Genomic DNA, 24696 nt, shown 5'->3' with positions numbered 1-24696 from the left:
ACCTTCGTTATTGTTTTTTTGAAGTGTTTTTATATGTACTGTAACACTTCCGTGATGTTTTTTACGACATCATATTCATCCGATTCTTCTTGTGGAGACACTTCTTCGTGTTGCCATGTGGTGTGAAATGGTACATGAATTGCCTTTCCTCCTATGTTGATAATTGGCAATACGTCTGAACGCAACGAGTTCCCAATCATTAAAAATTCGCTAACATCAATTTCGAGATGCTCCAACAAATCGGAATAGTTTTTTTCTTTTTTATCGCTCATCACTTCTACATGATGAAAATATTTGGTCAATCCCGATTTTTCTAGTTTTCGCTCTTGGTCAAGTAAATCGCCTTTCGTTAAGACTAATAAACGGTATTTTTTGCTTAATTGTTCTAACACTTCTTCAATGCCATCGAGCAATTCGACAGGCATGTCAATCATTTCTTTTCCTATTTGAAGAATTTCTGCAATGACTTTATTCGATATTTTTCCGTTAGACAATTCAATCGCACTTTCCACCATTGACAATACAAAACCTTTGATGCCGTAACCGTAAATCGGTAGATTTTTCATCTCCATTTTAAACAATTCTTGGTCAATGGTATTTTCCGTTTCATATGCTGAGAGCAACTGTGCAAACTTGTGTTCGGCATCTCTGAAATAGGTTTCATTTACCCAAAGCGTATCATCGGCGTCAAATGCAATGACTTTTACGGTATCGTATTGTATCATTTCCACACTTTTTTGGCGCGTTCTAAATCTTCTGGCGTGTCAATTTCCACACCTTCTACAGTCGTTTCTACCATTTTTATCTTTTTGCCATATTCCAAATAGCGAATGCATTCTATTTTTTCAGTAGCTTCTAGCATTTGCATTGGTAATTTTGCAAAATCGAGCAAAGCTTGTTTTCGGAATGCATAAATTCCTTTGTGCTTATAGTATTTTGCTCCTGCATTTTTATCTCTTGGAAATGGAATTGGCGAACGCGAAAAGTACAGTGCAAAGTTTCGTTGATCTACAATGACTTTTACCGTGTTTGGATTGCTAATTTCGTCCCAATCGGTAATTTCCACCATGAGCGAAGCCAAGTCAATTTCTTTGTTTGGATCTTCATAAAAAACATTGATGACTTTTTCCAGACTGGCTTTTTCCGTGAACGGTTCGTCGCCTTGAACATTTATCACAATATCAGCTTCTACATCTTGCACAGCTTCCGCAATTCGGTCGCTGCCAGATTCATGCGGTTGCTTACTCATGATGACATTTCCACCGTTATTGCTGATTTCTTTTTGAATGATTTCACTATCCGTCACCACATACACTTCTTCAAAAAGACCTGTTGCCAACGTAGCTTCATACGTGCGTGTAATCACCGTTTTACCGTGTAAGTCTTGCATCAACTTTCCTGGAAATCGGGAAGCTGCATATCGTGCGGGAATCATTGCTATTATTTTCAAAAGGAAGAAATTTTTATGATTTCAAAAATACAATTATTTTAATCGTTGCTTGTTTTGGAAACAGATTATTTAGCAAATTCAGCATATTTTATTCACTTTCAGCAATAGGCACTTCTACGGAAGTTCCAATTTTGGCAAGTAATTTTTCGCCAATTTCCTTCGGAACACGAATGAAACTAATCAATGATTTTTCATCGTAGGTGACGTTTCCTTTTTTATCAATTCGCTCTTTCATATTGCTCACACTCAAATAATACTCGTTTCCGTGAGTGCGTTTTTTGTTGTGATATAGTGAAAAAATAGCATGCGAACTGTTCTGCTCGTTTGTGAGTGGACCAATTTCTAAGAACGCTTCGTAGTTTTGTGTTTCTAGTTGTTTTTTGAGAGTATTTTTATCTTCAATAAGCTCAAAAGGTTCAATTTTTGTGATATCTGCCCAATCATTGTCATCTTCTAAAAACGGTTCAACAGCTTTGGAATAGGCAAAAAAGATAGGAGCTCCGATAAAGGCAACTAACTCTATAATCCAAACAACAGTTAAGAAAGTTCCTGAAACGTTGGTTCTGCTACTTCGCCCAATACTCCACGTTCCTTGTTCGTTTATTTTCCAGATAATGTCCCAAACAGCGCCTGGCGCTTCTAGCAATTCTGTATAAGAAATCTCGCTAAAGGCAGAATCATTTAAATGGTAATGTAGCCAAATAATCCAACTAAAGTATAATGCCGCAATTCCTATGATGAGTCCGAAAAGCAACGCCACTATTTTGTTGCGAACTTTTCCCAAACCGACTACAAAACTTGCTACATAGCCCAATCCGAAAGCAATTCCAACCACACAAAGAATATTTAAGTACACGATTGGAATATACAGAACAGCGTACGTATAAATAAAAGTTAGTAGAGGCGCGGCAATGAAAATTGCTAGAAAAAGGTATAAAAAACTAATGGAGTTAACTTTTCCCGAAGGTGTGTAGTATTTGTTATGCATTTTTAAGGTGTTTAGTTTTAGGTATTAGGTGTTGGTTTTTGTTAATTTTTGTTTTTGTAAACTCATTCTTAGAATCTTCTAACTATAAAAGTTAAAAAACGACTGCTTAAAAATAGAAAAAATTATGGAATGTGAGTTTGGGTATCGAATTAGGAACTAAAAAAATCATCCGTAAAACCAATCAGATAGAGCTTTTCTTGGGCACGTGTCATGGCAGTGTACAACCAACGCATGTACTCTTTTCCAACGCCATTGGGCAAATAGGGTTGCTCTATAAAAACCGTTTTCCATTGTCCACCTTGCGATTTGTGACAGGTAATAGCGTAACTAAATTTGACTTGCAATGCATTGAAATATTTGTTGGCTTTTACTTTTAGGAATTTCTTGTATTTGGAAGTTTCACTCGCGTAATCGTTCATGACTTCTTGGTAAAGTCGATTACCGTCTTCATAAGATAATGCGGGCGTTTCGGCGTGAATAGTATCTAATAAGAGAACCGTTTCAAAAGGTTTTTGATTGGGATAATCAACCATACGTATGTTGACTTCCGCAAAGCGAAAACCGTATAATTCTTTAATGGCGAAGATTTCCAAGACTTCAATGATATCGCCGTTTGCGATGAATCCTGCTTCGGAAGTTGGCGGCAACCAAAAATAATTATTTTTTACCACCATGAGATAATCGCCCGAAGCCAATTCGTTTTCGTTGAATAAGATGCGACTGCGTATTTGTTGATTGTAAATGTTGGCTCTTTTGTTGGAACGCACAATGATTGCCATGTCTTCTTTTCCGTTATCGGAATACGATTCGCCAATCGCTTCTTGAATTTCATAACCATCAATCAAACGAACGATATCAGGATAGTTATCTAGCTGAAATTTGTATTCAGCGTAAAATTCGTCGTGCAATTGTTCACGTAAATTAGTCGCGTTGACTAAAATTCCTGAATCGGCATCTTGTCGTACCACTTCGTCCAATTCGATGACGGTGACATTTTTATCGTAATTCAATTCCAACGTTCGCTCATCCAACGCGGGACTGATATCGAGTTTTACGGGCGGTAACTGCGCGGTATCTCCAATTAAGATTAATTTACATTTATGTCCCGAATACACATACATCATTAAATCATCTAACAACGAACCATTTTCAAACAGTTTGGAATCGCTTGGCGCATCGGGAATCATAGAGGCTTCATCTACAATAAAAATCGTATCGCGATGTTTATTGGGTTGCAATACAAAGCTTACGCCGCCACCTTTATCTTTTTTGGGAAAGTAAATTTTTCGATGAATGGTAAAGGCTTCACGCTTGGCATAATTGCTAATTACTTTTGCAGCACGACCTGTAGGCGCCAACAACACCGACTTTTTTTTGGTATGCCACAAATGCGTTACCAACGTACCAATCGTGGTCGTTTTTCCAGTTCCAGCGTAGCCTTTTAATAAAAAAAGTGCATCTGTGTCGTCTCCGAAAATAAATTCGCAAAGTTTGTGCAATACCACATCTTGTTTGAAAGTAACTTCGTGTGGAAATTTATCTTTCAATAATTTATAAAATGTCGTTGCATTCATCAATAATAGAATTAAGGTCTTTTTTGCGGAATCTTGTAGGCGAAAATAGAAAAGTAATTTGAATGATTCTGCATCATTTACTTTTTTATAAATATAACATGCTTTTTTTGGGCAAATACTTTTAGCATTAAAAAAAAATTGTAGATTTGCGTATATTGATGTTCTTAAAACAAAACTATTCTTAATAGAGATGAAACACGCAAAACAAAAATTTAATTTAGTCTTATCATTCGTAATTGCTTTCTTACTCGTTCCAGCATTAGCTGTAGCCCAGAAAAAAGAAGTTGTAGAACCAGGTTCGTTTGAAACCTTGAAAACACCAATTATTTTAGTAGTTGCTTTGGTAGTTGCTATTGGACTTTTATTCTTAATCGAAAAATTAGTTCCTAGAAAAGTAAGACCTATTTTTTCAGTAGTATTTTTGGCTGCTTCAGTATTTTTTGGATACAAAACGTACACATCAATTATGGCTCCAGTGGAGTTTAAGCAAAAAAAGGTAAAGCGTTACACGGCAGTTATCAATAAATTGAAAGATATTAGAGACGCTCAAAACGCACACAAAACCGTTACAGGAAAGTATGCACCAACTTTTGACAGCTTAGAAAGATTTATTGAAAATGCAAAATTTGCTATTATTGAGCGTAGAGATTCAAGTTATACGGAGTTTGACAAAGTGTATAAAATTGACAAATTGAAAGAAGTTGTTATCATTGATACTTTAGATTTTAGACCTGTGAAAGATTCTTTATTCAAAGATTCTGACCGTTATAAAACCATGAAGTATGTACCGTATGCTAAAGAAGAAAATACGACATTCAAAATGGAAATAGGCTCTAAGGAAGTAAACGATAATTATTCAGCTCCTGTATTTAAAGTTTCTGTACCTAAAGAAGTAGTTTTACACGATTTAGATAAAGATTTATTAGATCAAGAAAAGAAAGTTGTTTCAGTTGATGAAATTGACGGTCCAGTAATCTATGTTGGCTCACTTGATAAAGTAAGTGATACTGGAAACTGGCCAACTAGTTATGAAATTGGTAGTGGAAACAAAAAGAAGAAATAACATAGCACCACAAACAAATTTTAATAAATTGTCCATTCAGATATCTCTGAATGGACTTTCTTTTTGTGTGTTACACACAATTAGCAACGAAATTACCGCATTGCGTCATTTTCCGTTTGAAAACGTGACGAATCCAATTCAGCTGGAAAAAGAAATCATCGCCGTTTTTGAACAAGAAGCTTCCCTACTTCATCAAGATTTTGAAAGTGTTACGGTAAGTCACATCAATTCGTTGTCTACTTTTGTTCCAAAACCATTGTTTTCGGACAAACATTTGGCAGATTATTTAAAATACAACAACAAAATCCTGCCAACCGATTATATTACTTTTGATGTCATTACCAATAACGACATGGTGAATGTATATATTCCGTATGTGAATATCAACAACCTGTTTTTTGAGAAATATGGTGCGTTTCATTACAAACATTTTGCGACGATTTTGTTAGAAAACATCTTTCAATTGACGACCGCCAGCGAAGAAGCAACCGTGTATGTACACGTACAAAAAACGCATTTTGAAATTGTTGCCATTCAACAAAAGAAGCTTTTATTTTACAATTCGTTTGAATATGCTTCTTCCGAAGATTTTATTTACTATTTACTGTTCACCCTAGAGCAACTTGAATTAAATACCAACACACTGCAATTGTACTTTTTAGGTGATATTGATAAAAGCGATGTGTTGTATACGGTAACGTACACCTATGTGCGTCATGTGGATTTTTTAGATAAAAAATATACGTTTGACTTCCACGAAAGTGTTGAAAAACCAAAAAATCACCACGACTTTACCTTACTAAACAATTTTTAGATGCGCATTATTTCTGGAAAACATAAAGGACGACGATTGCAAGCACCTAAAAAACTGCCTGTGCGACCGACTACCGATTTAGCAAAGGAATCGCTGTTCAATATTTTGAACAATCATTACTACTTTCACGAAATTAGTGTATTGGATTTGTTTTCGGGCACCGGAAATATTAGCTATGAATTTGCTTCGCGCGGAACAGAAACCATTACTGCTGTAGATGGCGATTATGGTTGTGTGAGTTTTATTAAGAAAACCGCAGCGCAGTTGGAATTAGACATAACCGCAATTAAAAGTGATGTTTTTAAGTTTTTAGATAAAACTTATATCAAAGCGGATATTATTTTTGCGGATCCGCCGTATGCGTTTACCTATGCGCAATTTGAACAAATAGCTAACACTGTTTTTGAGCGTAATTTGTTATTGGAAGATGGTTTCTTGATTATAGAACACGCCAAGGAGACCAACTTGGAACATGTGGCTCATTTTAGCTTTTCGAAAAATTACGGTGGCTCTGTATTTAGCTTCTTTGAACTTCCAGAAGCATCTAGCGAAGAAGAATAAACCAATTCATAATTCTGAATTCTGAATTAAAACGTACGTAACGCTGCCATTTTAATCGCTGCAACGGCTGCTTCAATTCCTTTGTTTCCGTGTTTTCCGCCAGAACGGTCAATGGCTTGTTGAAGCGTATTATCTGTCAACACACAAAAAATCACAGGAATATCCGATTGTACATTCAAATCTTTAATGCCATGCGCCGTCGCGCTACATACAAAATCAAAATGCTTGGTTTCTCCTTGAATCACACTTCCAATGGCAATAATAGCGTCTACTTCTTGCCTTTTTTGCATGTGTTTAGCTCCGTAGACCAATTCGTAACTTCCAGGAACATTCCAACGAATGATATTATCGTCTGTAACTCCATTCTCTTTCAAAGCAGCTACAGCGCCTTCAAAAAGTCCTTCGGTGATGTTTTCATTCCATTCAGAAACAACAATCCCAAATCGAAAGTCTTTCGCATTTGGGATTGTTGCTTTATCGTAAGTAGATAAATTTTTATTTACAGTTGCCATATTTTACTTGCTCAACGCTTCTGCTTTTCCAATATATACATCTAGCAATTTACCATCAGCAGTTGTCTTGAAAGAAGCATATTCGTCTTCAATTCTTTTAAAGTATTCCAATGCTTTTGCTGGCTGTGGCGTTTCCATATTCAACGCTGTGATTCCCGCTTTCAATAAGTAAATTGGCGTTGTGGCTTCGTTTGTGCTATGCTTGAATGCTTTTTCGTAATAATCCAATGCATCATCTAACTGTCCTAACTGTACAAATGCATCTCCAATAGCGCCTTTTGCTTTCGCACCAATAATCACATCATCAGAAGAAAACTCTTGTAAATGCTTGATAGCATCTTCGTATTTGTTCAAATTCAAATATGCGATTCCAGCACTGTAATTTGCCAAGTTTGCAGCATTTGTTCCTCCGTATTCAGAGATGATTTTTAAGTATCCGTACTTTCCTTCTCCTCCATTCAATGCAAGATTGAATAACGAATCTCTCGTAGCAATTCCTGCTACTAAGTTTTGCGACAAATCAACATTCAATGCTTCGTTAAAGTATGAATTTGCTTGATATACTTCGTTTGCAGCTTCTACCTCTTTTGGTGCAGCAAATATTTTTGTATAAATTAAGTATCCTAATAGAACTACAGCAATGGCTCCAATTCCAATAAAGATGAACTTTTGATTTTTGGCTACCCATTCTTCAGTCTTGGAAGCTTTTTCGTCGAGCGTATTAAATACCTCTGCTGTTGTACTTTCAATTTCTTCTGCAGAAACTTCCTTTTCTTTCTCTACTTTGGTTTTTACTTTATATCCTCTTTTCTTGTAAGTTGCCATATATTGAATATTAATGTGCGCAAAAATAAAATTTTTAAGTAGAATTAAAAGCTTATTTATTTGATATTTTTCAATATTTTGCATTTTTATTGTAATGACGCTTCTATTTTCATGTTTCTAAAGAAATTATCGCTTATTAATTACAAGAATTTTGACACGAATTCTTTCGATTTTAACCAAAAAATAAACTGTCTTGTCGGGAATAATGGTGTGGGAAAAACCAATGTCTTGGACGCTATTTATCATTTATCTTTTGGGAAAAGTTACTTCAATCCTGTAGCGACACAAAACATAAAACACGGAGAAGATTTTTTTGTGATTGATGGCATGTATGAAAAAGCCGCAAGAGAAGAAAATATTATTTGTTCGCTAAAAAAAGGACAAAAAAAAATGGTGAAACGCAACGGAAAAACCTATGACAAACTCTCAGAACATATTGGTTTTATTCCGCTCGTTATTATTTCTCCTGCCGATCGCGATTTGATTATTGAAGGAAGCGACACGCGCCGAAAGTTTATGGACAGTGTTATTTCGCAATCTAACAAAGCGTATTTGCAAAATTTGATAAATTACAATAAAGTACTATCGCAGCGAAATTCGCTTTTAAAATATTTTGCGCTCAACAGTACGTTTGACGGTGACACGTTAGGTATTTACAACGACCAATTGCACGAATTGGGTTCAAAAATTTATGCCGAACGCCGAAAGTTTTTAGAAGCATTTCTGCCTATTTTTTTAACGCGATACAACGCCATTTCCAACGAAAAGGAAATTGTAAACATCAGCTATAAAAGTCAATTGCACGAAAAAGATTTTCGAACCTTATTAGATGAAAATTTAGCCAAAGACAAGGTTTTACAATACACAAGTGTGGGCACACATAAAGATGATTTGTTATTTACGATTGAAACCTATCCGATTAAAAAATTTGGAAGTCAGGGACAGCAAAAATCATTTTTGATAGCATTAAAACTCGCGCAATTTGATTTTATTAAAAATTTGGCAAATGTGACGCCTATTTTATTATTAGATGATATCTTTGACAAACTAGACGAGCAACGTGTATCGCAAATCATGTCGCTAGTCAATCATGAAGATTTTGGACAAATTTTCATCAGCGACACGCATGCAGAACGCACCGAAAGCATCATCAAAGAAATTCATCAAACCTACGAGATTTTTAAACTGTAATTCGTTTTGAAAAAAAGACATACCGAACATAGAGCTATTAGTGAAGTATTGAAAGATTTTATTTCCGAAAATCGTTTGGAAGATGGTTTGGACAAAATTGACGCGCGTGATGCTTGGTTACAATTGATGGGAAATGGCATCAATACCTACACGACCAACGTAGTGTTAAAAAACGACACGCTATATGTATCCTTATCTTCCGCAGCATACAGAGAAGAATTGAGTTACGGAAAAGATAAAATTATCAAAATGCTGAATGAAAATCTAGGCAAAGAATTGATTAAAAATTTGGTACTTCGATAGACTACATAGACTTGTTAGATTACTTAGACTTGTTAGATTACTTAGATTTTTAGACTCTTTAGAAATTCTAGTTTTATATGGATTCCTGCCTTACTTCGGCAGACTCGGCACAAGTCGCAGGAATGACAATAGTATAAAAAATGCTAGCGCGAGTCTGAGACTCGCGCTAGCAAAATATGTTTTAAAATAAGTCTAAAAGCGAAGCGCTCTAACAGGCAAGCCGTGTCTAAAACTCTAAAAGCGTTCACACTGAGCTTGTCGAAGTGAAGCGTATCTAACTTAAAATATCTCTCTTCCAGCAAAGTGAAAAGCACCTTCAATAGCAGCATTTTCGTCACTATCAGAACCATGTACTGCATTTTCTCCGATAGAAGTTGCGTATAAATTTCTAATAGTTCCTTCTGCTGCTTCTGCAGGGTTTGTTGCTCCAATCAACGTTCTGAAGTCGCTTACTGCGTTTTCTTTTTCTAAAATTGCCGCAACAATTGGTCCTCTTGTCATAAATTCAACCAACTCTCCAAAGAATGGTCTTTCTTTGTGAATTGCGTAAAACTCTTCTGCATCACGCTTGCTTAACTGTGTTAACTTCATTGCAACGATGTTAAAACCTGAAGCAGTAATTTTTTCTAAAATAGCTCCGATGTGTCCATTTTCTACAGCATCAGGCTTAATCATGGTAAAAGTTCTTTTTCCAGCCATTATAGTATGTATAATATGTTATAAATTCTCAATATGAAAAATCATCTTCTGATTTTCGGTGCAAAAGTACACAAATACAATTTATATGCAAGGCTATTTTAGTATATTAGCCAGCTATGAAATGAGAAGACCTACAATCTTCATCGTTTTTAGACAATTTACGACCGAATTACAGAATTGAAACGCATGAACGAAGTTGAGATACAAGGCGTGCAAACGCTCCTAAAAACACCGAAAAATTGTGTCATTATTCCACATAAAAATCCCGATGGCGATGCTATTGGTTCCACGCTCGCGCTTTGGCATTACTTAAAAAACAAAAATCACAACGCTGTGATTGTGGCGCCAAATGATTACCCTGAGTTTTTAAAATGGATGCCTGGTGAAACCGACATTATAAAGTTTGATACACAAAAAGAACACGCCGAAAAACTCTTAAACGACGCGCATGTTATTTTTACGTTAGATTTTAATGATTTGAGTCGAATTGGTGACATGGAAACTGCCGTAGCAAGTTCAGAAGCTACTTTTGTCATGATTGATCACCATCAGCAACCATCAAATTATGCTCAATACATGTATTCCGATACGAGCATGAGTTCAACCTGTGAAATGGTGTATAATTTTATTTCCTTTTTGGGAGATGCTGAAGCTATTTCTCCAGAAATGGCAACCTGTATGTACACAGGAATCATGACTGACACAGGCTCATTTCGCTTCAAAGCTACCACAAGTACCACACATAGAATCATTGCCGATTTGATTGATAAAGGTGCGGAAAATGCTGCCATTCACAATGCTATTTACGACACTAATAACTTAAGTCGCTTGCAATTGCTAGGTTGCGCTTTAAAGAATTTGGTAGTTTTAAAAGAATTTAATACTGTATATATAACTATCAGCAAAGAGGAATTGCAACAATACGACTTTAAAAAAGGTGACACAGAAGGTTTTGTAAATTATGGATTATCGTTAAAAGGCATTAAATTTGCTGTGATTTTTATAGAAAGTCTCCAAGAACCGTACGTAAAAATATCGTTGCGTTCGAAAGGCGATTTCTCTGTGAATGAATTTGCACGTGCGCACTTTAATGGTGGCGGACATACCAATGCAGCTGGTGGACGAAGTGAAGAATCATTAGAAGCTACCGTTGAACGATTCACCAATTTATTGGCAGAATACAAAGAAAAATTAAACGAAAACTATGCTTAAAAAAATTGCGCTTCTCAGCATTCTCAGTTTGCTTGTCGTTTCTTGCGGAGAACCACAGGCAAGAAAACCTATAAGCAGAAGTACAGGCTCTTTTTTAAAAGAATCGGTAGAACGAAACAAAGCGTTAATCGCAAAAGAAGAAGCGAATATTCAAAAATACATTCTTCAAGATACTACAAATGCGTACATCGCATCCAAAAATGGCTTTTGGTATTTTTACAACACAAAAATTAATCAAGAATTATATCTTCCCAAAAAAGGAGACACCTTAACGTATGAATATAACATTTCAAAAATGACGACAGGTGAAGCTATTTACAAAAAAGAAGAAATTGGCATTCAACAATATGTGGTTGACAAACAACAAATTTTCCCAGGACTGCGTCATGGTTTGCAATTACTAAAAAAAGGAGAAACTGCCACATTTTTATTTCCATCGCATGTTGCGTATGGATATCACGGTGATAATAAACGAATTGGAACCAACGTTCCTATTAAATCTACTATAACTTTACTTGATATTAAAAAAGACAACAAAAACCTAGAAACAGAAAATTAACATGAGATTATTTACCACAACAATTACCCTATTTCTTGCCATTGTTACGTTAGGATTTACTTCGTGTAAAAACGAGCCAAAATCGGATACCGCTAGCAATATAGCTCAGCAAGATGATAAAAACGGAATTTTTGCAGAAATCAAAACGACCAAAGGTACCATGCTGGCACGATTGTTTTACAAAAAAGTACCTGTGACGGTTGCTAATTTTATTGCTTTGGCAGAAGGAACTCACCCAAAACTTCCTGAAGACAAAAAAGGAAAACCATATTATAACGGTATATCTTTTCACAGAGTCATGGATAAATTTATGATTCAAGGTGGTGACCCAACAGCTACAGGAACTGGAAATCCAGGATATCGTTTTGCAAGCGAATTTGACAAAGATTTAAAACACGACAAACCAGGTGTTTTATCGATGGCGAATTCTGGAGGAATTAATACCAACGGAAGTCAATTCTTTATTACAGAAGTTCCCTATCCAAGCTTGGACTTTGTTGATGCTAATGGCGCTCCAAAACCATGTAATAGACCACGTGTAAGCTGTCATTCCGTGTTTGGACAACTAATCAAAGGAATCGAAGTACAAGACAGCATTTCTAACGTTCAAGTTGATGCTGCTAAAAAACCTTTGGAAGACGTGATTATGACCGAAGTAAACATTATCCGTGTGGGCGAAGAGGCAAAAGCTTTTGATGCCGTAAAAGTATTTACAGAGCAAGAGCCAACATTGGTAGAAAAATACCAAGCGTTGACAAAGGAAATAACAGAAGAATACAACAAGAAAGCTAAAGAAGAAGCTAAAGAAGCTATTGACGATTTTATAGAGAAATATCAAGATATGGGAGAATTGTACAAATCTCCAACAGGTATGGTAATGGTAACTACACAAAAAAGTACTACTGGTGAAAAACCAACCTCATCTAACTACGTAAAAGTAAACTGCACAGGAATGTTTACGAACGGAAAAGTTTTTTACACAACTTACAAAGAGGTGGCGCAAGAAGCTGGTATTTATAATCAGGCAGCCGAAGCGCAAGGTGCGTATGTACCTTTTCCAACTATTTACAATGAAAGTGCTACATTAGTTCCTGCATTTAAAGAAGCCTTATTACGTATGAAAGTTGGAGAAAAAACAAAAGTATTTGTGCCTTCGTATTTGGGATACGGTTCTAGAAATTACGGTCCGATTCCTGCAAACTCTAACTTAGTTTTTGATATAGAATTGGTAGAAATCGACACGACAAGATAATATCATCAAACATCATATAATTGACAAAAGCTCTTCGTACCGAAGAGCTTTTTGCTTTTATTTAGGTTGACCTAGTGTTTTTCACACCTGCTTTTCAAGAAAAACACGGTCTGCTTTTCGTTGCTTTTCCTGTTTTGAGAAATTTATCCTTAAAAGATATTTGCACCGAAACAAAAAATAATATTTCACATGAAAAAACAAACAAGAAGTTTAGGGTTAAAAAAGCAGACGATTTCTGCATTAGAAGCAAGATTTGTAAATGGTGGCGCACCAACAACGCATACTATGATGACTATGGATAAAGGATGCATTAGTCAAGATCCTTGCGCTCCAGTTCCACAAGATCCAAGACCGCAATCTGGTCAAACAAGATGTACGCCTTGTAGCGATATTTGTGGATAAGCTTTAAGTTTTATCGCTAAAAAACTGTCTTAGAAGTATCTTAAATTTCGTCATTCTGAACTCGATTCAGAATCTCATCAAACTGATTTCTCACTGTTATGGGAAACCGAATCAAGTTCGGTTTGACGCTAGATATTCCTCTAAGACAGTTTCTATTGTTTTGTAAACGACTTACTTCTTCGGAATATTCTTTAAAATCTCCAATACGTAGTTCCAATATTTTTGTGCAGAAGAAATACTCGCGCGCTCGTCTGGCGAATGTGCGCCGCGAATGTTGGGACCAAAACTAATCATTTCCATGTCTGGATAATTGGTTCCTAAAATGCCACATTCCAATCCTGCGTGACAAGCCGCTACATGTGGTTCTTCACCGTTGTTTAATTCTTTGTACAAATTGACCATAACTGGCAAAATAGAAGCATTCATATTTGGCGCCCAACCTGGATACGAACCTGAAAATTCCACTTCGCAACCTGAAAGTTCAAAAGCGGCACGCAATTTTGTAGCTAAATCCATTTTTCCACTTTCAATAGAAGAACGTGTTAAGCATAAAATTTCAATTTCTCCATCTTTTATAATGACACGTGCAATATTGTTGGAGGTTTCTACCAAATCTTCAATATCTGGACTCATACGAAATACGCCGTTATGCGCTGCATACAACGAACGTGTAATACCCTCTTGCACACCTAATTCCATTACACCATTTGGTGTTTCGGTTGCCGTACACGAAATTTCTAACTCTTTTTCAATACTTTCAAATTCTTTTTTAATCGTATCAATTTGGGTTTGCATTTCAAACATAAACGCTTCTTGGTGTACAGCATCAATCACAACGGTAGCTACACTTTCTCTCGGAATGGCGTTTCGCAGACTTCCACCATCAATTTCCACAATACGCAATCCGAAGTTTTCAAAACCATCAAACAATAAGCGATTCATCAATACATTAGCATTTCCAAAACCTTTGTGAATGTCCATTCCGCTATGTCCGCCTTGCAATCCGCTAATTTTAATCGAATATGCGACTACATTTTCAGGTGTATCTTCTACCACATACGAGCGCGTTGCCGTAACATCAATTCCTCCTGCACAACCAATTCCGATTTCGTCATCTTCTTCCGTATCGAGATTTAATAAAATTTCTCCTTCCAACAAACCACCTTTCAAGCCCATCGCACCTGTCATCCCAGTTTCTTCATCTATCGTAAACAACGCTTCAATCGCAGGATGCGCAATATCGTTGCTTTCTAGCACTGCCATAATCGTAGCAACGCCAAGTCCGTTATCGGCTCCCAAAGTCGTTCCTTTTGCCTTTACCCAATCGCCTTCCACAACCATTTCAATACCTTGCGTATCAAAATCAAACACGGTATCAGAATTCTTTTGATGAACCATATCCAAATGCGACTGCATCACAATGGCTTTTCTGTCTTCCATTCCCGCCGTAGCAGGTTTTTTAATAATGACATTTCCAACTTCATCTACAAACGTTTCCAAACCTAAATCTTCGCCAAACTGTTTCATAAAAGCAATAACGCGCTCTTCCTTTTTGGAAGGTCGTGGTACAGCGTTCAAATCGGCAAATTTATTCCAAAGTGCTTTCGGCTCTAGTGTTCTTATTTCTTGACTCATTCTATATTTTTTTGGATTGAATAATTGCTTACAAAGTTAAATTTTTGCGACCACTTATGACAACCATTTGCCAAATACCTTTAAAAATTAGCGACATTATGACGAAAATATCACGCAAGACGTAGCAATAATGATTTAGTTTTTTTACATTCGCTTTAAATCATTTTCCCGAATGACGTTCAAATGTATTGCTTATGACCAAGAGAACTAAGATTTTAATTGCACTTTCTTTTCCTTTACAATTTGTTCTAATTAAAATACTTGGCTACTTTCCTGAGTTTGTAGAAACGTATTACAGCAACGGATTGTATCCTTATGTTTCAAAACTTTTCCGAATTATTTTTGGCTGGATTCCATTTTCAATGGGCGATATTTTTTATACGATTGCCATTATCTTAATCATTCGCTATATTTACAAAAATACTCGAAAAATTCGTACAGAATACAAACGAATTTTGATGGATATATACATCACAATTACCATTGTGTATTTTGCTTTTCACCTATTATGGGGAATGAATTATTATCGTTTGCCTCTCTATAAATCGCTCGAATTAGACCGAAAATACAGCACAGAAGAACTCGTCAATTTCACCGAAAGAGTCATCGCAAAAGCCAATGCCATACAGTTTCAAATTACACAAAACGATACTGTAAAAGTGGAAGTTCCATACACAACTTCTGAAATTTTTGAGAAAACGAAAAACGGGTACGACAATTTTAGCGCAATACAACCTAAGTTTACTTTCACGCATCAAAGTTTAAAAACCTCTATTTATAGCGGGTTTTTGACAATTATGGGATTTAGCGGTTACATCAATCCATTTACCAACGAAGCGCAAATCAATGGTAAAATTCCTGTGTATAAATTTCCGGTAACGGCAAGTCACGAGAAAGCACACCAAATAGGCTTTTCTGCGGAAAACGAAGCGAATTTTATCGGTTGCATGACCGCATTGCACAACGATGATATTTATTTTAAATACGGTGCGTATAATTTTATGACGTGGCATTGCTTGAAAGAAGTTTTCAACCGAGACAAAGACGAATACGAACGTTTAAAAGCAACTGTAAATGCTGGAATTCATAAAAATTACGAAGAAGTCCGCGCATTTTGGGAGGCACATAAAAATCCGCTGAAGCCGATGTTCAAGTTTACGTTTGACCAATTTCTAAAAGCCAACAATCAATCCAAAGGAATTTTGAGTTATAGCTATGTGGTTTCGTTGTTGGTAAACTACGACAAAAAACATCATATTGTTCCGTAACGTACTAAAAATGTGTTTTTTGCGTTGTGCATATATGTATAAATTGATTCTTTTTGCACTTATTTTGAGTTGTTTCGCTTGCGCAGATTCGACTCCGAAACCTATAAAAGTGACGGCTGTAACAGGGAATTCTGAACAAAAAACTGAAATTCTTCCACCTTCCAATACGATTGATTCTACTAAGTTAGGCATCAACTTTACGCCAAAAGGAAGCTATACTAGCATAAAACAAACCATTGCGGCAGATCGTTCCTATTTTGCAACACAATTGCAACAAAACAAACAAAAAGCCATCGATTCTGCGGCAGCGTATGTATATGATAAATTGCTCAACGAAATTGTGCCACATTGGTACGGAACTCCTTGGGATTTTAATGGACATACCAACACGCCAAACGATGGAGAAATTGCCTGCGGCTATTTTGTTTCTACAACGCTAAAACACATGGGATTCCGACTCAATCGTTACAAAATGGCGCAACAAGCAGGTTTGAACGAAGCTTTAACGCTTCAAGCAAAAAACGATTTAAAAATCTATCGAAACATTTCACAAGAACAACTCAAAAAGAACATAAACGAAGTCTATAAAGATGGCATCTATTTCGTAGGATTGAGCAATCATGTTGGATATGTACTTATCAAACATAGCGAACTGTATTTTTTACATGCCAGTTACTGCGATGACAAAGTTGTCATTGAAAAAGCGGCAACTTCTCCGTGTTTTCAAAGTGATATTTATGTTTTCGCTGAAATTTCAACCAATAAAAACCTCCTCCAAAAGTGGATTCAACAAACGACAATTCCGGTTCAGCAATAAGAAAATTCTAACCAAAACACCCAAAATCGTTAAACTAAAGTGGTAAAACGTTAAAAAAACCTTAATACGATTCAAAAAGCACATTCTAGCCTTATCTTTAACTTTTAACTAATTAACCTAAAATTTAAAGTAAAGCAATGAAAAATTCGTATTTGCTGCTGTTACTCTTTTTCTGTAGTTTCTCTGTCATCGCACAGGATTATTTTCCTAAAAACGATGGCGTGAAAACAGAAAGTCACATCATAACAGCGTTTACCAATGCCAAAATTTACGTTACACCTACGCAAGTAATTGAAAACGGAACACTGCTCATCCAAGATGGAAAAGTACTCCAAGCAGGAAGCAATGTTTCCATTCCAAAAAGTGCAACCGTTGTAGATTTAGCAGGAAAAAGTATCTATCCATCCTTTATTGATCCATTTTCAGATTTCGGAATTCAAGCTCCGAAAAGAAATGCTGGAAGCTGGCGATCTGCACCTCAATACGATGCAGAACGCAAAGGATATTATTGGAACGACCATATTCGCCCAGACGTAAATCCTATAGCCGATTTTACGTTTGACAATAAAAAAGCTACGGATTTACTAAAAGCTGGTTTTGGTACGGTAAACACACACATGCACGACGGAATTGTTCGTGGAAACGGACTGTTAGTCGCGCTCAACACAAAAGCAGACAACAGTATTCGAGTTTTAGACAATCGTTCTGCTCAGTATTTATCATACAAAAAAAGCAACACATCCAAGCAAGCCTATCCAACTTCGTTGATGGGAAGCATGGCGTTGCTTCGTCAAATGTATCACGATGCAGATTGGTACGCAAAAGGAAATGCAAAACGTACAGATTTAGCTTTAGAAGCTTTATTAAAAAACAAAAACTTAGTACAAATATTTCATTCAGGTAACAAGCACAACAGCATCAAAACAGACGCTATTGGTGACGAATTCGGCATTCAATATGTATTGGTTGGTGACGGAACAGAATACGAAAACATCAACGCGATGAAAGCAACCAACGCGTCGTTTATCATTCCGCTCGACTTTCCTAAAGCGTACGATGTTTCCAATCCGTATGCCGCAAGTGTGGTAGAATTGGAAGCGATGAAGCATTGGAATCAAGCACCATCCAATCCGAAAATGCTGGCTGACAAAGGAATTCAGTTTAGTTTTACAATGCATGACAGCAAATCGGGAAGCGAATTTATGTCCAACATACAAAAAGCTATTTCCTATGGTTTAGACAAAACCAAAGCCTTGGAAGCTTTAACCACAGTTCCTGCAAAAATCTTACAACAAGAAGATAAAGTAGGAACGCTTCAAAACGGTCGCCAAGCAAACTTTATCATCACTTCGGGTGATATTTTTGATAAGAAAACAGTGATTTACGAAAACTGGGTACAAGGAAACCAACATGTATTTAAAGACAAATCGCAAAAAGACTTACGCGGAAAATACACCTTTAATGTTGCAGGAACGCAATACGATGTAGACATTGCAGGAACGCCTGAAAAACTGAAAGCAACCGTAATGAAAGATTCTACAACGTTAGGTTCAAAAATTTCATTCTCAGACGATTGGCTACAGTTACATTTTACGACACCTGATACGACAAAAACTGAATTTGTTCGTTTAACAGCACCTGTACAAAATGTCACATATTTCTCAGGAAGAGCATTATTAGCAAATGGTTCGGAAACCACATTTAACGCAACACAAAAAGAAGCGAAAAAGGCTGACGGCGGTAAAAAATCTGGAAAAGATTCCGAAAAGGAAACTCCAAAAATGCTGCCTATCTCCTATCCAAATGGTGCGTATGGAATGGCTTCATTACCACAACAAGAAGACGTATTATTCAAAAATGCAACCGTTTGGACGAATGAAAAAGAAGGTATTCTTAAAAATACAGACGTTTTAGTAAAAGATGGAAAAATTGCACGTATTGGTCAAAATCTAAATGCGCGTGGCGCAAAAGTGATTGATGCTACAGGAAAACACTTAACGGCTGGAATTATTGACGAACATTCACATATTGCAGCATTTGCTATTAACGAAGCGGGACATAACTCTACCGCAGAAGTCAATATGGCAGATGTGGTAAACCCAGAAGATGTAGACATTTACAGAAACTTAGCTGGTGGTGTAACTACGATTCAACTCTTACACGGTTCTGCAAACCCAATCGGTGGACGTTCTGCGATTTTAAGTTTGCGTTGGGGACGCTCAGCAGATGAAATGTTGTTTAAAGGCGCGCCTGGATTTATCAAATTTGCTTTGGGTGAAAATGTAAAACAGAGCAATTGGGGCGATACAGAAACGACACGTTTCCCACAAACGCGTATGGGAGTTGAGCAAGTATTTACCGACTATTTCCAACGTGCGAAGGAATACGAAGCACAGAAAAAAAGCGGAAACTATCGTTATGATATTGAAATGGAAACCATTTTAGAAATCATCAATAAAGAGCGTTTCGTTTCTTGTCACTCGTATGTACAAAGTGAAATCAACATGTTGATGAAAGTAGCTGAAAAATACGGTTTCAATATCAATACATTTACACACATCTTAGAAGGTTACAAAGTAGCGGACAAAATGGAGAAGCACGGTGTTGGTGGATCTACTTTCTCTGACTGGTGGGCGTACAAATACGAAGTAAATGATGCGATTCCTTACAACGCCGCTATTATGCATTCGCAAGGTGTTGTGGTTGCTATCAATTCTGATGACGGTGAAATGTCGCGCAGATTGAATCAAGAAGCCGCTAAAACTGTAAAATACGGTGGTGTTTCGGAAGAAGAAGCTTGGAAATTTGTCACGCTCAATCCTGCGAAATTATTACACATTGACGATAAAGTAGGAAGCATCAAGACTGGAAAACAGGCTGATTTAGTCTTGTGGACAAATCATCCAATGTCAATTTACGCGAAAGCACAAACGACCATGATTGAAGGAACAGTGTATTTTGACCTAGAACGCGATGCGCAATTGCGTAAAAACATTCAAAATCAGCGTTCTGAATTGATGAACATGATGTTGTTAGAGAAAAACAAAGGCATGAAAACACTAGCGCCTAAGAAAAAAGAGAAAGTACATCACCACTGTGATACTGTTGAATTTTAAAAACCATAACTGAAATGAAAAAATATATCTATATATACGTTTTATGCGTAACTGTGTTATTCGGAACATTCGGTTATGCACAACAAACACCAGCACCAAAGCAGTCGGAAGCAATTTCCATCGTCGGAGCTACGGCACACATTGGAAATGGTAAAGTGATTGACAATGCAACTATTGTTTTTGAAAATGGAAAGATAATTCGAATCGGCTCTGCCGCATCTACGCGTACAAGCGGCAAAAGAATTGATGCCAAAGGAAAGCATGTGTATCCTGGATTTATCTCACCAAATTCTACCTTAGGTTTGGTTGAAATTGATGCGGTAAGAGCTACGCGTGACCAAGATGAAACGGGTGCATTTAATCCGCACATTCGCAGTTTAATTGCATATAATGCAGAATCAAAAGTAGTAGAAAGTTGCAGACCTAACGGAATTTTAATTGCGCAAATTACACCTCGTGGTGGACGTGTTTCTGGAACTTCTTCCATCGTACAACTAGATGCTTGGAATTGGGAAGATGCAGCTGTAAAAGTTGATGACGCAATTCATATCAATTGGCCAAATAACTTTACAATAGGTCGTTGGTGGCTTGGCGAAGAAAGAGGCTTGCGCCCTAATAAAAATTATCCAGAGCAAGTACAGCAAATTCAAGATGTTTTTAATGAATCAAAAAGTTATTTAAACGGTTCCAGAAGTCCTAAAAACTTACCTTACGAAGCTATGAATGGACTTATGAACGGAACACAAAAACTGTTTGTACATGTAGATACGGAAAAAGGAATTTTGGATGCTATCAATTTTGGAAAGAAGAACAATGTAAAAATTGTGATTGTTGGTGGGTATCAAGCACATAAAGTAGCTTCTACCTTACGTCAAAACAACGTTCCAGTGCTGCTCCACAGAACACATTATGTTCCTGAAATGGATGATGAAGATTATGATTTATCCTATAAAAAAGCAAAAATCTTAACAGATGCTGGTGTGTTGGTAGGATTGGAAAATAGCGGACAAATGGAGCGCATGAACACACGAAATTTGCCTTTTTTAGCAGGAACTGCCGCAGCTCATGGATTGGACAAAGAAAAAGCATTACAATTAATCACTTCCAACACCGCAAAAATCTTAGGGATTGATGCACAATTAGGAACCTTAGAAGTTGGCAAAGATGCGACACTTTTCATCAGTGAAGGCGATGCCTTAGACATGCGTGGCAACATTTTAACACATGCGTTCATCAACGGACGTGAATTGAGTTTGGAAACACATCAAACGGAATTGTGGAAGCGTTATATGAAAAAATACGAAGGAAAATAGTAACTTTAGGTATCAAAATGCTACTCACGTAAAAAATACAATGGTATGAATATATTGCAAAAATGTGTTGTAGGAATGTTCCTTTTAGGCGTCTTACACGTTTCAGCACAAGAAACAGAAAGTTCTCAAAACAGTACTACGAATAGTGAAATAGAAAACTATCAATTGCCTACGTTTTCTGAATTATCCTTAACGATTGCCAATGAATATTCGCAAGTGCACAATCGCTTGCCAAACTTATCAAACATTGGTGAACATGTAGAAAAAAGTATTCGAAGAGGCATGTTGGACGAACATAGCATTTCAACAACATTTCGCAATTTGAACACTGAATATTCGATATTGCCAAACATCACACAAAAACGTTTTCAATTGCGTGACAATCTAAACACCATCATGTTTAATGGTTTTGACGCGAATGTGTTGCACCTTATGGGCGCATGGAAAGGCGGACAGTAATCATTAGTTACGAAGTATACTAACAGAAGCTGTTTGTTAAGTTTTTACTTTTACAAACAGCTTCTTTCTTTTCTTTTTCAAAATATCTTTATCCTTTCGGAACGATTTCAGCACCTTCTGGACGTTCGTACATTTGGTCGTCCATCTTTTTATCCATTACTGCGACATTGGTAAATGTTACAGAATTTCTAGCATCCGTAACCTTTCCGTTTTCGTTGGTTTTGTACCAAGTCAAGACTCTTGGAAGCACCAAACCATTTACTTTTTGCCAATCTTCGTAACGAATATAGCTTATCTTATTGCTTGGTTTACCATTAAAATACGTGACTGTGTATCCTAACCATTCCATTTGATAGGTTTCTGGATTGTAATAAATAAAATAATTATCCTCTGGAGAATCGCCTACATTATCACCATACGAAATCTTAAAACCTGGAAACAACACATTTTCAAACGCTAAGCTTTCAGTTTTTGAATACGTAATGCCGTCATCGCCCAACACAAAAGGCATCGCATAAAAATAGAAATACAAATTATGATAAAAACGCGCGTTGCTTCGAAAAGCGGTAGAATCTTTTTGCGACAGCCAAACATCTTCTCCATCAAAACCAATTGTAAAACCTTTTCCTTGTAAACGCGTTTTGCGCGAATGCAAATCGGTAATGTGTTTTTCAATATTATCTGGCTTTACCATTTCATACACTAAGGTTTGTGCGGCGTTCCATTTGTCAATTCCTCCATGCGCATCAAATACTTTTTGTAATTTCTCTGGATAATTTTTTGTAACAACTTCAGTCGCTGTTTGTGTAGTTTCCTTTTCGGGAGATTTCTCCTTTTTTTCGCTATTCTTACAAGCTACTATCAAGATGAAACTCAATAGTACGAACGTAATTTTTTTCATGAATGAATTGTTTTATGTTTTCTTAGGTCGAATTGTTTTCAATATCATTACAAAATACATACATAGTTTGCGCAAATGTAAGCGCTAAAGTACTGTAGCTTATTGCAATTTATCAATCGCTACAGGCAACAAACGTTCTACAAACAATGAATACGCTAGTTCAGAAAGGTGTAAATTATCTTCCGCTACCAAAGCTGTATTTTCCAAACCTTGACGTGTAATATCCGTAATATTTACAAAGGAAATTCCGTTTGCATCGCAATAATCATTCGCAAAGGCATTGTATTGATCTATTTCTGCAGAAGTTACTGCTGGATTCCCAAACGCTTGTCCGAAAGGCGTATATGCATAATCGGGAATAGAAACTACTATAACATTGTCAGCATCTCCGTTAGCAAGCGTGATTGCTTTTGTTACCAACGCTGGAAATTCAGTTTCATACAATGAAAATGGACGTCCTTGAAACTGATTGTTTACCCCAATTAATAACGTAACCAAATCATAGTTGTTGGATAAATTTTCACTCTCAATAGCATTCAAAAGATTGGTAGTGGTCCAACCTGTTTGCGCTACGACTTGAACACTAAAAATATCTACCGGAAAAGTTTCGGCAAGTCCCTCTTTCAATTGCTCTGGAAAACGACAGGTTTCACACACACTTTGTCCTATCGTATAACTATCACCTAAAGATAACATTTGATAAGATGTGGGTTCAACAGGCTCTTCATTTGATACATCGGGCATAACACTTGGCATATCTGGCAGTCCGTCATCTGAAGTACAACTAAAGAAACCAATGGAAAGCAACACTACTAAAAATCTAATTTTCATACTCGTTTTCAACTTTTTACACAAAAATACGACATTACAATGTTAAAAGGAATAATCTCAAAAAAGAGATACGAATCAACAGTATTTCAATTGTTATACAACAAATCTCTTTTCTATCTTTGCAGTATGTACAAACAAATAACGAGCACGCAAAATTCGACAGTAAAATATATTTTGCAACTGCAAGAAAAATCACGAAGTCGTAAAAAAGAAGGGAAATTTATATTGGAAGGCTTTCGCGAATTAACACTCGCACTTGAAGGACAGTATACAATTGATACCATTTTTTTCTTTCCTGAGATTTGTACGCACGAAAGTGTACAAAAATTACTCAAAAAAGCAACAAACGCGCCCGATTGTATCGAAATCTCCAAAGAAGTCTATCAAAAAATCGCGTATCGTACCAGTACGGAAGGTATATTAACCATTGTACATACCAAAACACATACACTTGAACATATAAGGTTTCACAATGAAAATCCGTTGATTTTAATAGCCGAAGCGCCTGAAAAGCCTGGAAACATCGGCGCATTGCTCAGAACTGCGGATGCGGCAAATATTGACGCTGTTTTCATTGCCAATCCGAAAACCGACTTATACAATCCGAATATTGTACGTTCTAGCGTGGGTTGTGTGTTTACGACGCAAATTGCTACCGGAAGTACTTCCGAAATCATTTCGTTTCTTCAAAAGAAAAACATTGCTATTTATTGTGCGGCTTTAACGGCTTCGGAAGAGTATCACGTTCAAAACTTCCAAAAAGCAACTGCAGTTGTCGTTGGAACAGAAGCAACAGGTTTGAGCGATGAATGGTTGCAAAACTCAACCCAAAACATCATCATTCCGATGCAAGGAAAAATAGATTCCATGAATGTATCCGTCGCTGCCGCCATCGTTATTTTTGAAGCCAAGCGACAGCGAAATTTTTCATAAAAACAACTTCAAAAACTC

Annotated in this window: 25 protein-coding genes; 15 read left to right on the top strand and 10 right to left on the bottom strand. The window is 36.6% G+C overall.

All coding sequences use genetic code 11. The features are described from left to right. Positions 1–29: 29 nt before the first annotated feature. The 4 genes from C8N46_RS07245 to C8N46_RS07230 form a co-directional block, all read right to left on the bottom strand. Positions 30–725: an HAD family hydrolase gene (locus tag C8N46_RS07245; RefSeq protein ID WP_108114220.1), complete on the bottom strand. Its 696-nt coding sequence runs from the start codon at positions 723–725 to the stop codon at positions 30–32. Continuing rightward, positions 722–1435, bottom strand: coding sequence for a 3-deoxy-manno-octulosonate cytidylyltransferase (kdsB, locus tag C8N46_RS07240; RefSeq protein ID WP_211314489.1), 714 nt, complete (start codon positions 1433–1435; stop codon positions 722–724). Before kdsB ends, C8N46_RS07245 begins: the two co-directional genes overlap by 4 nt. Positions 1436–1538: 103 nt before the next feature. Next, entirely contained in the window at positions 1539–2438 is a 900-nt protein-coding gene (locus C8N46_RS07235; protein ID WP_108114218.1) for an ABC transporter permease family protein, read from the bottom strand. Between the two features lie 149 nt (positions 2439–2587). After that, on the bottom strand, positions 2588–4012 hold the full coding sequence (locus C8N46_RS07230) for an ATP-dependent DNA helicase (RefSeq protein WP_108114217.1): 1425 nt from the start codon (positions 4010–4012) through the stop codon (positions 2588–2590). 190 nt (positions 4013–4202) lie between these two features. Between C8N46_RS07230 and C8N46_RS07225 the strand changes: the two genes are divergently transcribed. From C8N46_RS07225 to C8N46_RS07215, 3 genes are read left to right on the top strand one after another with little or no spacing between them, the layout of a single operon-like run. Further along, a complete protein-coding gene (locus C8N46_RS07225; protein ID WP_108114216.1) occupies positions 4203–5075 on the top strand; it encodes a hypothetical protein in 873 nt (290 codons plus the stop codon). After that, positions 5041–5889: a DUF3822 family protein gene (locus C8N46_RS07220; RefSeq protein WP_108114215.1), complete on the top strand. Its 849-nt coding sequence runs from the start codon at positions 5041–5043 to the stop codon at positions 5887–5889. Before C8N46_RS07225 ends, C8N46_RS07220 begins: the two co-directional genes overlap by 35 nt. Further along, positions 5890–6450: an RsmD family RNA methyltransferase gene (locus C8N46_RS07215; RefSeq protein ID WP_108114214.1), complete on the top strand. Its 561-nt coding sequence runs from the start codon at positions 5890–5892 to the stop codon at positions 6448–6450. A gap of 26 nt (positions 6451–6476) precedes the next feature. Here the strand turns inward: C8N46_RS07215 and ribH are convergent, their stop codons facing one another. Together ribH and C8N46_RS07205 are read right to left on the bottom strand one after the other, a co-directional pair. Further along, complete coding sequence (ribH, locus tag C8N46_RS07210; RefSeq protein ID WP_108114213.1) at positions 6477–6962, bottom strand: 6,7-dimethyl-8-ribityllumazine synthase; 486 nt, start codon at positions 6960–6962, stop codon at positions 6477–6479. Positions 6963–6965: 3 nt separating this feature from the next. Next, a complete protein-coding gene (locus tag C8N46_RS07205; RefSeq protein ID WP_170110070.1) occupies positions 6966–7787 on the bottom strand; it encodes a tetratricopeptide repeat protein in 822 nt (273 codons plus the stop codon). Between the two features lie 111 nt (positions 7788–7898). Here C8N46_RS07205 and recF point away from each other — a divergent pair, with 111 nt between their 5' ends. Both recF and C8N46_RS07195 read left to right on the top strand, forming a co-directional pair. Beyond that, the gene (gene recF / locus C8N46_RS07200) at positions 7899–8978 is read left to right on the top strand and encodes a DNA replication/repair protein RecF (protein WP_108114585.1); all 1080 of its coding nucleotides are present in this window, start codon (positions 7899–7901) and stop codon (positions 8976–8978) included. A 6-nt stretch (positions 8979–8984) separates the two neighbouring features. Continuing rightward, positions 8985–9281 carry a DUF721 domain-containing protein gene (locus tag C8N46_RS07195; protein WP_108114211.1) on the top strand — a complete coding sequence of 99 codons (297 nt, stop codon included), beginning with the start codon at positions 8985–8987 and terminating at the stop codon, positions 9279–9281. 279 nt (positions 9282–9560) lie between these two features. Here the strand turns inward: C8N46_RS07195 and C8N46_RS07190 are convergent, their stop codons facing one another. Further along, positions 9561–9980 (bottom strand): nucleoside-diphosphate kinase, encoded by a 420-nt coding sequence (locus tag C8N46_RS07190; RefSeq protein ID WP_046744242.1) that lies wholly within the window; start codon positions 9978–9980, stop codon positions 9561–9563. Between the two features lie 186 nt (positions 9981–10166). Between C8N46_RS07190 and C8N46_RS07185 the strand changes: the two genes are divergently transcribed. The 4 genes from C8N46_RS07185 to C8N46_RS07170 all read left to right on the top strand — a co-directional run bounded on the left by C8N46_RS07185 (position 10167) and on the right by C8N46_RS07170 (position 13405). Then, positions 10167–11192 (top strand): DHH family phosphoesterase, encoded by a 1026-nt coding sequence (locus tag C8N46_RS07185; protein WP_108114210.1) that lies wholly within the window; start codon positions 10167–10169, stop codon positions 11190–11192. Next, complete coding sequence (gene gldI, locus C8N46_RS07180) at positions 11185–11751, top strand: gliding motility-associated peptidyl-prolyl isomerase GldI (RefSeq protein WP_108114209.1); 567 nt, start codon at positions 11185–11187, stop codon at positions 11749–11751. Before C8N46_RS07185 ends, gldI begins: the two co-directional genes overlap by 8 nt. 1 nt (position 11752) lies before the next feature. Further along, positions 11753–13003, top strand: a complete 1251-nt coding sequence (locus C8N46_RS07175) for a peptidylprolyl isomerase (RefSeq protein WP_108114208.1) — start codon at positions 11753–11755, stop codon at positions 13001–13003. A 189-nt stretch (positions 13004–13192) separates the two neighbouring features. After that, positions 13193–13405: a hypothetical protein gene (locus C8N46_RS07170; protein WP_108114207.1), complete on the top strand. Its 213-nt coding sequence runs from the start codon at positions 13193–13195 to the stop codon at positions 13403–13405. 171 nt (positions 13406–13576) lie between these two features. Here the strand turns inward: C8N46_RS07170 and C8N46_RS07165 are convergent, their stop codons facing one another. Further along, a complete protein-coding gene (locus C8N46_RS07165; RefSeq protein WP_108114206.1) occupies positions 13577–15040 on the bottom strand; it encodes an aminoacyl-histidine dipeptidase in 1464 nt (487 codons plus the stop codon). A 194-nt stretch (positions 15041–15234) separates the two neighbouring features. Here C8N46_RS07165 and C8N46_RS07160 point away from each other — a divergent pair, with 194 nt between their 5' ends. From C8N46_RS07160 to C8N46_RS07140, 5 genes are all read left to right on the top strand, one after another. Then, entirely contained in the window at positions 15235–16308 is a 1074-nt protein-coding gene (locus C8N46_RS07160) for a DUF3810 domain-containing protein (protein ID WP_108114205.1), read from the top strand. 109 nt (positions 16309–16417) lie between these two features. Next, on the top strand, positions 16418–17125 hold the full coding sequence (locus tag C8N46_RS07155) for a hypothetical protein (RefSeq protein WP_146169752.1): 708 nt from the start codon (positions 16418–16420) through the stop codon (positions 17123–17125). Positions 17126–17262: 137 nt separating this feature from the next. Further along, positions 17263–20241, top strand: a complete 2979-nt coding sequence (locus tag C8N46_RS07150; protein WP_170110069.1) for an amidohydrolase family protein — start codon at positions 17263–17265, stop codon at positions 20239–20241. Between the two features lie 14 nt (positions 20242–20255). Further along, positions 20256–21554, top strand: coding sequence for an amidohydrolase family protein (locus C8N46_RS07145; RefSeq protein ID WP_108114203.1), 1299 nt, complete (start codon positions 20256–20258; stop codon positions 21552–21554). Between the two features lie 45 nt (positions 21555–21599). Further along, complete coding sequence (locus C8N46_RS07140; RefSeq protein WP_146169751.1) at positions 21600–22013, top strand: hypothetical protein; 414 nt, start codon at positions 21600–21602, stop codon at positions 22011–22013. A gap of 88 nt (positions 22014–22101) precedes the next feature. Here the strand turns inward: C8N46_RS07140 and C8N46_RS07135 are convergent, their stop codons facing one another. Then, positions 22102–22914, bottom strand: coding sequence for a DUF6503 family protein (locus tag C8N46_RS07135; protein ID WP_108114201.1), 813 nt, complete (start codon positions 22912–22914; stop codon positions 22102–22104). 99 nt (positions 22915–23013) lie between these two features. Further along, entirely contained in the window at positions 23014–23745 is a 732-nt protein-coding gene (locus C8N46_RS07130; protein WP_108114200.1) for an SGNH/GDSL hydrolase family protein, read from the bottom strand. A 126-nt stretch (positions 23746–23871) separates the two neighbouring features. On the opposite strand from C8N46_RS07130, the gene C8N46_RS07125 reads away from it, so the two are divergent. Further along, positions 23872–24678, top strand: a complete 807-nt coding sequence (locus tag C8N46_RS07125) for a TrmH family RNA methyltransferase (protein WP_108114199.1) — start codon at positions 23872–23874, stop codon at positions 24676–24678. Positions 24679–24696: the final 18 nt, after the last annotated feature.

It is taken from the genome of Kordia periserrulae, from assembly GCF_003054265.1.
GTDB lineage: Bacteria > Bacteroidota > Bacteroidia > Flavobacteriales > Flavobacteriaceae > Kordia > Kordia periserrulae.
Note: the sequence above shows the minus strand (reverse complement) of the source record. Positions and strands in the feature narration are given on the sequence as shown.